This window comes from Nostoc sp. CCY 9925, assembly GCF_963920935.1.
Classification (GTDB): domain Bacteria; phylum Cyanobacteriota; class Cyanobacteriia; order Cyanobacteriales; family Nostocaceae; genus Nostoc.
On sequence record NZ_CAWUDO010000042.1, the window covers coordinates 55,306 to 68,983 of the forward strand.

The window sequence follows — 13,678 nt, forward strand, 5'->3', positions numbered from 1 at the left end:
TAATCCTGGGAATAATAAGGCACAATCCAGGAATATGAAAACGCTGATGACAAAGCTGTATAACCAAACCTCAGAAAAGCAAAAACGGCAAACTCTCAGAAACAATATGCCGCCATGTGAAAAAATAGTTTGGGCTAAACTTAGAAATCAACAAATTGAAAGCTGTAAATTTCGCAGACAATACAGTATTGACAGATTTGTAGTGGATTTTTATTCTTCGGAATTGAGACTTGCTATAGAAATTGATGGTGATAGTCACTATCAAGATGGAGTTCCGGAATATGACCGCGAAAGGCAAGCATTTTTGGAATCAAAGGGTACGAGGTTTTTGAGATTTACGAATCAAGAAGTTTATCAAGATATTGATGGTGTGGTGGAGAAGATTAGGGAAGTTATTTGTAGGTTGAAGGAAGTTACTCCACCCTAACCCTCCCCTTATAAAGAGGAGGGAACTAGAATCTCTTGTTTCCCCCCTTTACAAGGGGGGATTAAGGGGGGTAATTCGACTGCAATTTTGATTTTTGCACTCGCATTTATAATTTTGCGACTGCAATTTTGATTTTTGCACTCGCATTTATAATTTTGCGACTGCAATTTTAATTTTGGCGATCGCATTTATAATTTTACGACTGCAATTTCGATTTCAGCAGTCGTATTTATAATTTTGCGACTGCAATTTTGATTTTGGCGATTACTTTTGCTGATTGCACTTATTCTGAAACAAAAAATTGATATGAAACATGAGTAAAAACACAGGCAACCTAGTAATTATTGCGTTGAACTTTTAATGAAATAAATCCACAAAACTACCCATCTCAGACAAAAGGATACTCCACTATTTTGAAAAAGGATTATCAAAAAAGGATATCTCATGTCTTTAAGAACTCGTGGTTCTGCTACTGTTGACAAAGCTCAACGTCGTCTGGCCTTGCTTAAATCCATTGATGAAAATCTGAATTTCGGACATGGGTTAAGCATTGAAGCCTACAACCAACTAATCAATAGTACCCGTGCGATCGTAGAAGCTCATAACACCCTTTTGTCCAATCTTGAAGAATCGCGTAAAACAGTTCTCCAGATGGAGGAAGCTCTCTGTGAAATGTCTGAACGAATGCTAACTGGAGTTGCAACTGTCTACGGCAAAAAAAGTATGGAGTATTCCAAGGCTGGCGGCTCTACTCGAAAACGAACTAAACAATCTAGTTCAAAAGTTACTCCAGTTATAACGGTTCTTGCTACCCAACCCGCTCAAGCTGCAATTGCGAATGCGTCAACTAATGGTAACGGCAAAACTCATTTGCTGCAATAATCCACCCGCTTTAAAAATGGGTGTAGGGGTAATAAATTTTCATACTCTCATTGTCAATTCTGTTTATGACTGCTACTTAAACAAGAAATCAGATCCCCGACTTTTTGTAAAAGTCGGGGATCTTTTTGTCGGCAATACTTTTCATATTAGTGGATTAATCTGTAGAGAATTATACTTTACATTTTCAATCTTTTTTCGCTGACATTTCTACTTACCATGTCTGGTTAAAATAATCTGAATGTATTGGCGATATTGCTCTAGTTTATCCATCTCAGAGGATGTTTTAACAGTCATGATTGATGTATCTAATATTTTTTACCCCTCCCTAACCTTCCCCTTTATAAGGGGAGGGAACTAGATTTTCTTGTTTCCCCCCTTTATAAGGGGGGATTAAGGGGGGTAATAATTCGATTCCACAACATAGCACTTTTCAAACAACCTCTCACAATTACCTCCATAATTCGGTTATATATTATTAGTTTTAATTGTTTGGAAATCCCTTAATATTGCAAGTTAAAAAGAGAGATTTGTCGTCAATATTTTTTGAATTAGTAGTTGACAAGTATAAAATTATACTATAATATTTGAGCATGAGAAAGGCGATCGCCCTTGTGGAAGAGTCCGCGATCGCCTTTCTTTAACCCCTACTCTAGGAGTCAATTACATCATGGCACAAGTACAAAAGTTCGACGATAATCAAAAGTTCGCTCAAGTAGAGTTGCAACAGTTTTTGGCTAGTCAAGACTTTGATGCATCCACCCTCAAACAATCTACTCAAAAGCCATTGCCAAAAAGAGAACGAATTAAACATATCTTGATTGGTTCTCCCAAAGGCATCACTAGTACAATTAACCGTTTGCATCTAGTTGGGTATGCACACGTCACAGATTGGAGTCAGCTACTACCAACAGCTAACCCTGATGAGGTGATGAGTATTTTAATCCGTTACATTTTAATTTCATAACTTCAAACAAAAACCCCGACTTTCTTAAAAAGTCGGGGTTCTATTGTTTGACTATTTCTATGCGGTTATCTTGTTGCGTGCTTGACACTCCCACGGCTGTTAAACTTTCGCTACGCTCAGTTTAACTTAAAGCCGTGTGATTCTTGGTTCAATGACTGTGTTTACTTTACTTTTTTTAACTTCACTCCACCAGCAACTGATAATTATCTGTCAATAGGGTAAAATATATAGCCCTCCAGAAGTATTGACATATTTATTTTTTTGACAATTCGTATTGCATATTATGACAAAACGTTATAAATTATTATGTGATAGGGGAATAATCTGACTTTTTAATGTCAAAAAGTAATCCTAATTAAGTAAAAATACTGTAAGTAGTTTTAACTTCACGCAAACCTTAAACAGCACTGAAGATATGTTTTTGTTTGGTAAAGCAAAGATTCCGGACATGAAAACGGAAACATAAATAATCTAAAAATATATCTTATGTGACTGTTTAAGAAATCAAATTACTGCTTACGGTGAGTAACAATAATCGCAACTCACTAAAAGAATAATTGATTAAAACGAAATTATCTATCAATAAAGTTGCATAGTTATCAGCAGCTTTTTTGATTAGTATTTGATAATTTTGCCAAATTAAATTTGCTATTCAAAAATGTGTTCTTGTTATGGTGAGAATAGCAAAACTAATCAATGAACACGCATCTACTACCACAAATTTACAACCCAAATGGAGTTATTCTGGCGATGCACTTAAACGAATTAAAAACTACTGAACATTCAAAAGAAGTAACAGAAGCGTGGCAAGCGCTAGAAAAGACAATTATTTACTACCAAGGACGCCCAGTGGGCACAGTAGCCGCTTATGATTTATCTGTAGAGGCTCTTAATTATGACCAGTGCTTTATTCGAGATTTTGTTTCTTCGGCTTTAATTTTTTTGCTCAAAGGTAGAGCAGATATTGTTCGCAATTTCTTAGAAGAAACCTTAAAGTTACAGCCTAAAGAAAGAGCGTTAGATGCCTATAAGCCTGGTCGAGGATTAATACCAGCTAGCTTTAAAGTGCTTTCTGAAAATGGGCAAGAATATCTAGAAGCCGATTTTGGTGAACATGCGATCGCCAGAGTTACACCAGTTGATTCTTGTCTATGGTGGATTATTTTGTTACGTGCTTATGTAGTCGCCACAGAAGATTTTTCTCTAGCTCATCAGCCTGAATTCCAAAATGGTATCAGGTTAATCATGGAGATTTGTTTGGCAAATCGTTTTGACATGTACCCTACGCTGTTAGTTCCAGACGGTGCTTGTATGATTGACCGTCGTATGGGTATCTATGGTCATCCTTTAGAATTGCAAGTTCTCTTTTACACAGCCTTGCGTGCAGCTCGTGAACTGCTAATTTGTCAAGGCAATCAAGATATTGTCATCGCAATTGATAATCGCTTGCCTCTTTTGTGTGCCCACATTCGTCAACATTATTGGATAGATATTAATCGCCTGAATACAATTTATCGCTTCAAAAGTGAAGAATATGGCAAAGCTGCCGTCAATTTATTTAATATATATGTAGACTCAATTCCCTATTATGAATTAGACAAATGGCTGCCGAAGAAAGGTGGTTATCTTGCAGGTAATATTGGCCCGTCACAGCTAGATACTCGCTTCTTTGCAGTGGGAAATTTGATGGCAATTGTTTCTGACTTAGCTACCGAAGAACAGTCACAAGCAATTATGACTCTCATTGAGAAACGATGGGATAACTTGGTGGGAGATATGCCGATGAAAATCTGTTTTCCAGCTTTAGAAAATGAAGAGTACAGAATTGTCACTGGATGCGATCCAAAAAATATACCTTGGTCGTATCACAATGCAGGTAGTTGGCCAGTCTTAATGTGGATGTTGGCAGCAGCGGCGATAAAAACTAAGAGAACAAGTCTTGCACAAAGAGCAATTGAAATTGCCGAAGCAAGGCTGTGTGAAGATGAATGGCCTGAGTATTACGACGGTAAGAAGGGACGACTAATTGGCAAACAAGCTAGAAAATATCAAACTTGGACAATTACTGGGTTCTTATTAGCAAAAGAGCTGATGGCAAACCCTGATTCTTTACCATTAATTACCTTCGGTAAGTTACCACCAGAAGTGGTTTCTAGGGCGTGTGAATTTGAAATCGCTAGTGTAGACCCTTATACGCCTCAATAGGAAGTTAGGAGTAGAGACGCGATTAATCGCGTCTGTACAAGAGTTAGGAGTAGAGACGCGATTAACCCTTGTCTGTACAAGAGTTAGGAGTGCTGAGCAAAGCCGAAGACGCTCCGCCTCCGGTGAGGAGTTAGAATACAAAAGCTTCGTGACTCCTGATTTGTGTTTACATGACCAACGCCCGTCAACTAGCTTTTATCGCCCTGCGAGATGTTCACAAGGGGGCTTATGTTGATGTTGCCCTAGATAGAGTGCTGCAAAAAGTTAATTTGGCTGATAGCGATCGCCGCCTAGTGACAGAATTAGTTTATGGCAGTGTTAGAAGGCAGCGCACCCTAGATACTCTCATTGACCAACTCGCCCAAAAGAAATCTCACCAACAACCAAAAGACCTCCGCACTATCCTACATTTAGGTTTATACCAACTCCGCTATCAAGAGCGTATTCCTGCTTCAGCTGCTGTTAATACCACCGTCGAACTAGCTAAAGAAAACGGTTTTTCTGGACTCACAGGTTTTGTTAACGGTCTATTACGCCAGTATCTCAGGAAGGGGGAAGAGGACACGGGGACGCGGGAACGCGGGGACACGGAGAAAGAGAATACGGAGACACAGCGACACCATAGAGACACGGAGAATTCTTTTCCCGCGTCCCCGCGTCTCCCACTCTCGGCGTCTTCTTCATCTCTACAACTCCCAGAAAACCTAGTGGAACGTCTGGGTACTTTACACAGTTTTCCTGATTGGATTATTCAAGTTTGGTTAGAACAACTGGGTTTGAACGAGACAGAACAACTGTGTGAATGGATGAACCAGTCACCAACAATCGATTTGCGTATCAACTCACTTCGCACTTCAATGGAGGAAGTTGAGGCGGCATTCCAATCTGCTGGTGTTTTGGTGAGGCGCATTCGTCATTTACCACAAGCACTACGACTAATCGGTAGTGCTGGGTCAATTCAAAAATTACCTGGTTTCCGAGAAGGTTGGTGGACTGTACAAGATAGCAGCGCCCAGTTGGTAAGTCATTTGCTCGACCCCCAACCAGGTGAGGTGATAATTGATGCTTGTGCTGCACCAGGGGGTAAAACAACTCATATCGCTGAGTTAATGCAAGATAAAGGAAAAATTTGGGCTTGCGATCGCACTTCTTCTCGTCTTCGCAAACTTCAAGAAAATTCTCAACGACTAAATTTACAATCTATTCAAATTTGCACTGGCGACAGCCGCAATTTTACCCAATTTCACAACACCGCAGACCGCGTGTTACTTGATGCTCCATGTTCTGGCTTGGGAACTATGCACCGTCATGCTGATGCTCGTTGGCGACAGACACCAGAATCTGTGCGGGAACTTTCGATGCTTCAAAAACAACTATTATCACATACATCAACTTTTGTCAAACCTGGTGGTGTACTAGTTTATGCCACCTGTACACTGCATCCAGCAGAAAATGAAGAAGTGATTGCGGCATTTTTAGCTGAGTCACCTGATTGGCAAATTGAGTCTCCCAGCAGCCTTAAGTTGCCTGATTCTACACGTACTACACCTAAAGACTGGTTTAAAGTCTGGCCTCATCGAGAGGACATGGATGGCTTTTTTATGGTGCGCTTAAGAAAAACCAATAATTCCGAGTGAATACTGTTTGGGATTGTACGATTTGGTGGAAGCCAGAATCTACCAGAGGAGGCAACAATGGTTACCCATTCCAATGTGAAAAACTTAGTTAAAATCCTGATTGGAGCCGCTTGGCTCGATGGCAGAATTCAACCAGAGGAACGGCAGTATCTACGCGAAATAGCTCAAGCCAAAGGTTTGGCTAGCGATCCAGAAATTAAACCTTGGCTGTATGAGCTAGTTCCTGTACAGCCAAAAGAGTGCTATGAATGGGTTAGAGAGTATTTAGGCGATCGCCCTAGCCTTGAAGATTGTGAAAATCTGATTGAAGCCATCAGTGGCTTAATTTACAGCGACGGCGAAGTTGCGATCGAAGAAGCTAGACTGCTGACCGAATTGCAAGATATAACAAAGCCGAATGGGTCAACCCAGCCGGCTCATACTCAGCTTCTCAAACAAATTCAAAAACTTTACCGCCGTTGGGTTGAAGTTCAAAACTAACAGGAAATTTTGAGTTATGAGTTAGAGAGTTATGAGTTATGAGTTATGAGTTTTTTAATTCAGTACTCAGTACTCAGCACTCGTCACTCATCACTCATCACTGTTTATGACTTCGGTTCACCCAGACCCGGAGTTTCTTCTTTATTAACCTTAGGCACAAAATCAGGACGCTCTTTACTTTCCCAACCTGCGGGGCGTTTTGAGTTGTACCAAGCTATTGAACCAATGGTGACAGCAGCTATAAAACCAACGACATACACCAAGGTAAAAGCTACGGGAAAATGAGGGCTATTTGCTGCGGCTGGTGCTGCTGTTTGCATCAATAAATGCATGGGCATGTTCTCCAAGGTCAGGTAATACTATTTAAGACAATATAAAATCAGCGTATCACCTAACATCCCTCTGTAGTTTGAGCAACTCGATATTGCAGAGGGAAGAGGAGGCAGGGGAGGCAGGGGGAGCAGGGGAGGCAGGGGAAGAATAATAACTCCTAACTCCTAACTCCTCAGTCAACACTAAGCACTCCCAATCCCGAATTTATTACTGAGAAGGTCTAAGTCGATCCCGCCAAGATGGCTGTGGTGATGAAGAACCTGAAGAACCAGAACTATTGGCGGGAGATGAGGATCGGCGAGTTCTTCGAGGTGGGGGAGAATCTGATTCTACTCTTATAGAGCGCCGTGGACGAGATGATTCTGAGGAAGAGTTACTAGAAGTTGATTCTTCACTACTGCGATAACGTCTTCTCCGTCTTGGGGTATAATCACTGGTTGATTGCTGTTCTTCTTGAGAATATCTCCTCCTGCTTCTACGCCTCCTGGATGAACCACTATCTTCAGAATTTCTATAACTTTCCTGCTCCGATTCATCATCAGAGGAAATAGAACGATTCAGCACTTGTTTGGGTTTGATTGACTGTGCTTTAATGGTCCCTTTGCGACCTTCTAACTTGGGTCGTTTAGGAAACTTTTCTACAGGCATTCCCTCCACCGCTTTTTCCATGAACTCGTGCCAGGTGTAAGCGGCGCTACTACTGCTGCCATATGTGGGGCGGTTGTTATCGTTACCTAGCCAAACCCCTGTCACCATTTGGGGAATGTAACCAATAAACCACAAATCGCGGGCTTCGTCGGAAGTACCGGTCTTCCCAGCAACTGGTCTATTACCTAATTGGGCGGCGCCACCAGTCCCGGCTTCGACGACGTTGCGTAGCATCCAAGTCATGATAGCGGCGCTGTCAGCATCAAGAACCCGTTTCGATTTGAAATTAGCTGACCAAATCACTTTGCCTTGACGGTTAACAATCCGGCTGATGCCATGAGGCTCTGTGTGTAATCCTTGGGTGGCAAAACTGCCGTAGGCGCTGGTCAATTCCAGTAAATTAACTTCATTTGAGCCGAGAGCTAGGGAATAAGTAGGCTTCAGTTCAGATTTAATCCCCATATCATGGGCAAGTTTAATCGTTGGCGTAAAGCCTATGTCAATCAACACCTTCACTGCGACGATATTAGTGGAACGGGTGAGGGCATCTCTCATGGTGATTGAGCCGCGGAAGCTTTCACTATAGTTTTTGGGTTCGTAGCCGTCTACAACAAAGGGTGCATCCTGGTAAGTAGCATAAGGGCTTTTACCGCTAGCGATCGCAGTCGCATAAACAAATCCTTTAAATGTCGATCCCGGCTGCCGCTGTGCTTGGGTAACCCGATTAAACTGGTTTTTGCCAAAGTCTTTTCCCCCAACCATTGCCTTAATTTCACCGCTGCGGGGATCGATGGCCACCATTGCCGCTTCTTTAAAGTTCTCCCAGCGTCCTTGATTTCGCAGGGTTTTGGCAACCGCTTCTTCTGCTGCTTTTTGCCAAGTCGGGTTCAGGGTAGTTTCCACTACTAAACCTCCGGTGGACAACACATCAGCAGAAACGTACTTGGGTAATTCTTTCTGGATGTAGGTAGTAAAGTATGGTGACTCTACTTGCACTCGCTTGGGTAAACTGGTTTTCAGGGTTAGTGATTCTTGGGCGGCTGCCTGCCTTTGCTCTGGCGTAATAAATTTTTCTTCTTGCATCCGTAGCAATACCAAATTCCGCCGCTGTTTGGCAGCTGCTGGATTTCTGTCTGGGGCGTACAAGCTAGGTGCAGGAGCGAGTCCGGCAATCGTAGCCATTTCGGCTAGAGAAAGTTGATCTGGAGATTTACTAAAGTATACCCAAGCGGCATCTGCAACACCGTAAGCGCCACCTCCCAAATAAACCAGATTGAGGTAACGCTCTAAAATCTGATCTTTGGTTAATTCTGACTCGATTTTTTGCGCTAGGCGGACTTCCTTGAGTTTGCGCCAGATTGTCTGCTCTTGTTTCAAAAACAGAATCCGGGCTAGTTGTTGGGTGATGGTGCTACCACCTTCTACCACACCTTGCGATCGCAAATTATTCAAACCCGCTCTGACAATCCCTTGAGCATCGATTCCACCATGTTGTTGAAATCTTCTATCTTCTGAGGCTATAAAAGCTTTTTTTAAATTATCTGGTATTTGCTCTAGCTTTAGCTGTTCTCTAGAAGCTTCACCTTGTTGTTTTAATATAGTACCATCCGCAGCTTTGATGGTCAGCGTTTGTTCTCTAACAATGGCATTGAGTTCGGCTTTATCCGGCAAGGTGCGATCTATTACACTGACACCATAGATCGAGGCAACTATCCCACCACTCACACCCAGGCCTGCCCAAAACCAGATCCGACGATAGATTGGTTTATTGCCAGTTGCCCGATCAGTCCTCATTCTTGATGGTAAAATTTTCATTTTGCTCAGTAACTGCCTCGCCTGCGGCACACGTGCTGGTGGTAAGCTTTCATTTGTTGCGGATTCCTCATGTTGATGATGATTACCAGATGGCAATGGCGCTTCCTTGTTAGAGTCACTCAAATTAGTTGGTCTTGGTTTGAACCAGGAGGTCAGCTTCCCCACATCAGTTCCTCGATCAAAGTAGTAACTACTTAACCACCATCAATCAGCTTTGGGGTTATAGCACCACGTTGTGTTAGTATACTATCCTAATAAATAATTAACTTAATTCAGTATTAAAAAGAATTCCAAGATTGTAAATAAGTATTTTTTTATACAAATAAATACTTGTGATTGGGTAAAGCAAAGGGCTGGTATATTAAACCTGATTGATTCATATTCATCCTGAGGAATTTCCCAATCAAATATCTAATTGTTCTTCTGGGGTGGACATCCTGTCCGTCCGCAACTAAGGGCGAGGATGTCCACTCCACAATTAGTGGTATTTTATTTATTGATAATCTCTGAATGCTGACGGCCGAGTTACGAATTCTTGTTGAAAAATAATGTTTTTTCGATTTAATGAATTGGGTTTTGTGAAAATACTGCAAGATTCATCAGTATTCGGAATATCAAAACTATTGACATTTAGCGAAACAGGTGCAGAGGAGTATCTGCAAAAACAATCCCAAAACGGTCACAAGACGGTGAAGCACGCCAAAACCGCCCTTGCCCTTGGTAGTAACATGGGAAATTCCCAGGCAATTTTAGAAGCAGCGATCGCAACTTTAGCCCAAACCCCAGGCATTTTTTTAGAAGCAAGATCGAATTGGTATAAAACCAAAGCCCTGGGGCCACCACAGCCAGACTACTTAAATGGGTGCGTCACATTGCAAGTAGAAATGCTACCACAGGAGTTATTAGAAAGTTTACTTAAAATTGAACGACAATTTGGGCGTGTCCGTCAAGAACGGTGGGGGCCAAGAACCCTGGATTTGGATTTGTTATTATATGATGACTTGATTGTGGATACACCAAACCTCCAAATCCCCCATCCTGGAATGCGGGATCGAGCTTTTGTATTAGTACCACTTGCCGAAATTGCCTCAGATTGGGTAGAACCAGTTTCTGGGCGTGTCATTCAAGAACTGCTTAAAGAGGTAGACTGTTCAGGTGTACATTTATTGGTGGGCAATTAAAATTACCATTTATAAACGTACAAGAGTGCTAATTTTACCTCTCTATTGCAAAACTTTGCGGATTCTATTGCTATAAGTTGTAAAATAAAGATATATTCCCACAGCCAATGACCTAATTTAAAAAGGTGAAAGTCTTAGTCTCGTTTGTAAAAAGCACGACTTCTGTAGCTTCTTGCTTTATTAAGCTCTAGGCTAAAAATAGCGGCGTAATCAAGCTAGGAATTTGTCAACAAAAGTAGTTCTGAATGCATTCTTGAGATGGGATAGAAGTTGTATAGTTTAGCCATGAAACTAAAACTTCTAAACTAATGAAATTGGATATTTATCCATATAATTTTCAACTATTTACAGATACTCAGATTTTTTACTATGCCATTAGGTAGAGAATTACCACAACTGTTGAAACAACGCTTGTTTCATAAAGGACGCAAGTTTGATTTTGAAGTTAATCGCCTGCGTTTACCCAATAAATCAGAAGGAGAATGGGAGTGTATTCGTCATCCCGGCGGCGCTCTAGCTGTGCCTGTGACGCCAGAAGGTAAACTTGTACTTGTACGCCAGTATCGTTTTGCAGTTCAAGGACGGATATTAGAATTTCCTGCCGGAACTCTGGAACACAATGAAGATCCTTTAGAGACGGTACAACGTGAAATTCAGGAAGAAACTGGCTACAGTGCCCAAAAATGGCACAAACTAGGAGAATTTTTCCTAGCGCCTGGTTATTCTGATGAAATTATTTATGCTTTTCTCGCTCAAGATTTAGAAAAGCTGGAAACTCCACCAGCGCAAGATGCAGACGAGGATATCGAAACTGTATTGTTGACTCCGGAAGAATTAGAAAAAGCTATTCTGGAGGGAGAGCCGGTAGACGCTAAATCAATTTCTAGCTTTTTTCTGGCGCGTCCATTTTTAGTGTAGTACCAATATGCTGCTAGAGTTAGCGATCGCAGATGCCTACGGTGCAGGCTTTGAATATGCAGACGAAATGATCGTTAACAACGATTTGAGTCGATACGTGCAACATCCACGTTTTCGACTCATCCCTGGCAGCTACACCGACGATACCCAGATGAGCATTGCCATCGCCGAAGTGCTTGTTGCTCAAGCACCGTGGACGCCAGAAGTTTTAGCCGAAAGCTTCGTTACAGCTTTCAAACGCGATCCCAGACAAGGATATGCGAGAAATTTCTACAACTTTCTTGTAGAAATCCAAAATACAGAAGAATTCCTCACAAAAATTTGCCCTGATAGCGACAAAAGTGGGGCGGCGATGCGTGCAGCGCCCATTGGCATTTATCCTACACCAGAAAAAGTCATCGAAGCGACAACAATTCAAGCTGCAATTACTCACAATACACCAGATGGAATCAATGCTGCTGTTGCCGCTGCTTTGATGTCACATTATTTTATCTATCGACTGGGAGCAAAACGCAAATTAGGACAGTTTTTAGAAGGTTATGTGTCTGGGCAGTGGTCTAAACCTTGGCAAGGTGAAGTAAAATCCAAGGGCTGGATGAGTGTCAGAGCAGCCATTACTGCCGTCATGCGAAATGACAGTATGAGCCAACTTTTGCAAGATTGTATCGCTTTTACCGGTGATGTGGATACAGTGGCAGCGATCGCACTGGCCGCCGGTTCTTGCAGCGAAGAAATTACCCAAGATATCCCCAACCATCTCGTCGCAGGCTTAGAAAATGGAGCTTACGGTCGAGATTATCTCATTGGGCTAGATCGGCAGCTGATGAGTTTAGTCATTTAAAGGCAAATTTAGCTATTCAAATACTACGGCTTTTCGATAATACTACAGTATTTTAGATAGACTAAAGCTACCTAGCCCTGTTAAAGTAACTTATAAAATCTTAATTTTGGCGATGCCTACGGCTGGCTACGCCTACGCATCTTTGATTTACTCTCTGCGTTCTCTGTGCCTCTGCGGTTAAAAATTGACTAATTTTACCACACTGACACCGACAACACAGAGATAAGTTTTATGTTATTGAACACATGAAACGTCCACTTAGAGATTTACTATTTCTGCACATTGACTAAAGTTAAACAGAAATTGACTTCAAGCCAAAGTTATAAGAGCATGATGACAAAAAGCATACAACTGCTAAATATGTGTCTGTATGCAAGACGCATAAATGTTTCAGACAAATGACAAAAAATACAAATTTTAACCGTGCCGGTAAACTGACTGCTCTTTTGTTCCTGATAACTCTCTTGCTCACGCCTTGCGTAATTATAAATGCAGGAGAACGTGGCGTTTTAATGAAATTTGGCGAAGTCCAAAACCAGATATTAGGAGAAGGAATTCACTTCATCATTCCTGTGTATAATACTGTCAAAAAATTGAGTGTTCGAGTTCAAAAACAACAAATTTCTGCGGAAGCTTCTTCCAAAGATTTGCAAAATGTTTTTACAGATGTGGCTTTGAATTGGCATATTATTCCTCAGGAAGTAAATGCTATTTTTCAAGAGATTGGAGATGAACAAAATGTTATTGACCGAATCATTAATCCAGCAGTTGAAGAAGTATTAAAAGCTGTAATGGCAAAGTATACTGCTGAAGAAATTATTACTAAACGGGGAGAAGTTAAAGGTGAAGTAGATAATGCATTAACTACACGCTTGAATAGTTACCACGTTGCAGTTGATGATATTTCTCTAGTTCATGTCCATTTTTCAGAACGATTTAGTGAGGCGGTAGAGGCAAAGCAAATTGCTGAGCAAGAAGCAAAACGAGCAGAGTTTATTGCTTTAAAAGCAACAAAAGAAGCTGAAGCACAAGTGAATTTAGCAAAAGGGGAGGCTGAGGCACACAGATTATTACGTGACGGTCTAACTCCACCAATACTACAAAGGCAAGCAATAGAAAAATGGGATGGCAAGCTGCCGTTAATTGTCAGTAAAGACGCTCCAAAATTGATGAATATAGGTGAATTTTTAAAATTTAATGAAAATTGAAATTACTTTGAATGCGAAAAAGCAGAATTCAGAAATCTGAAGTCATAATTTATAATTTAGAACGAATCCAGTATGATTGGTATATCATATAGGACTAGTATTTGATTTTTGAAATTACTCGTAGAGGCAGGGAACAGGC

General features: G+C 41.3%; 12 protein-coding genes. 10 read left to right on the forward strand and 2 right to left on the reverse strand.

What is annotated here, in order from left to right:
• Positions 1 to 34: 34 nt before the first annotated feature.
• From ACM0OY_RS20920 to ACM0OY_RS20945, 6 genes are all read left to right on the forward strand, one after another.
• Positions 35 to 427, forward strand: coding sequence for an endonuclease domain-containing protein (locus ACM0OY_RS20920; RefSeq protein WP_414570770.1), 393 nt, complete (start codon positions 35 to 37; stop codon positions 425 to 427).
• Between the two features lie 444 nt (positions 428 to 871).
• Complete coding sequence (locus ACM0OY_RS20925; RefSeq protein WP_414570771.1) at positions 872 to 1,309, forward strand: hypothetical protein; 438 nt, start codon at positions 872 to 874, stop codon at positions 1,307 to 1,309.
• A gap of 667 nt (positions 1,310 to 1,976) precedes the next feature.
• Positions 1,977 to 2,273: a hypothetical protein gene (locus ACM0OY_RS20930; protein ID WP_414570772.1), complete on the forward strand. Its 297-nt coding sequence runs from the start codon at positions 1,977 to 1,979 to the stop codon at positions 2,271 to 2,273.
• A gap of 750 nt (positions 2,274 to 3,023) precedes the next feature.
• Positions 3,024 to 4,478 carry a glycoside hydrolase 100 family protein gene (locus ACM0OY_RS20935; protein WP_414570780.1) on the forward strand — a complete coding sequence of 485 codons (1,455 nt, stop codon included), beginning with the start codon at positions 3,024 to 3,026 and terminating at the stop codon, positions 4,476 to 4,478.
• Positions 4,479 to 4,648: 170 nt separating this feature from the next.
• Positions 4,649 to 6,115: a 16S rRNA (cytosine(967)-C(5))-methyltransferase gene (locus tag ACM0OY_RS20940; RefSeq protein WP_414570773.1), complete on the forward strand. Its 1,467-nt coding sequence runs from the start codon at positions 4,649 to 4,651 to the stop codon at positions 6,113 to 6,115.
• Between the two features lie 57 nt (positions 6,116 to 6,172).
• A complete protein-coding gene (locus ACM0OY_RS20945) occupies positions 6,173 to 6,595 on the forward strand; it encodes a TerB family tellurite resistance protein (protein WP_073640367.1) in 423 nt (140 codons plus the stop codon).
• Positions 6,596 to 6,699: 104 nt separating this feature from the next.
• Here ACM0OY_RS20945 and psb35 read toward each other — a convergent pair whose 3' ends face one another.
• Together psb35 and ACM0OY_RS20955 are read right to left on the reverse strand one after the other, a co-directional pair.
• Positions 6,700 to 6,927 carry a photosystem II assembly protein Psb35 gene (gene psb35 / locus ACM0OY_RS20950; protein ID WP_414570774.1) on the reverse strand — a complete coding sequence of 76 codons (228 nt, stop codon included), beginning with the start codon at positions 6,925 to 6,927 and terminating at the stop codon, positions 6,700 to 6,702.
• A 208-nt stretch (positions 6,928 to 7,135) separates the two neighbouring features.
• On the reverse strand, positions 7,136 to 9,556 hold the full coding sequence (locus ACM0OY_RS20955) for a transglycosylase domain-containing protein (protein WP_414570775.1): 2,421 nt from the start codon (positions 9,554 to 9,556) through the stop codon (positions 7,136 to 7,138).
• 491 nt (positions 9,557 to 10,047) lie between these two features.
• On the opposite strand from ACM0OY_RS20955, the gene folK reads away from it, so the two are divergent.
• The 4 genes from folK to ACM0OY_RS20975 all read left to right on the forward strand — a co-directional run bounded on the left by folK (position 10,048) and on the right by ACM0OY_RS20975 (position 13,539).
• A complete protein-coding gene (gene folK / locus ACM0OY_RS20960) occupies positions 10,048 to 10,572 on the forward strand; it encodes a 2-amino-4-hydroxy-6-hydroxymethyldihydropteridine diphosphokinase (RefSeq protein WP_414570781.1) in 525 nt (174 codons plus the stop codon).
• Between the two features lie 369 nt (positions 10,573 to 10,941).
• Positions 10,942 to 11,490, forward strand: a complete 549-nt coding sequence (locus ACM0OY_RS20965; RefSeq protein ID WP_414570776.1) for an NUDIX hydrolase — start codon at positions 10,942 to 10,944, stop codon at positions 11,488 to 11,490.
• 7 nt (positions 11,491 to 11,497) lie between these two features.
• Entirely contained in the window at positions 11,498 to 12,331 is an 834-nt protein-coding gene (locus ACM0OY_RS20970) for an ADP-ribosylglycohydrolase family protein (protein WP_414570777.1), read from the forward strand.
• A gap of 398 nt (positions 12,332 to 12,729) precedes the next feature.
• Entirely contained in the window at positions 12,730 to 13,539 is an 810-nt protein-coding gene (locus ACM0OY_RS20975; RefSeq protein ID WP_414570778.1) for a prohibitin family protein, read from the forward strand.
• Positions 13,540 to 13,678 lie beyond the last annotated feature (139 nt).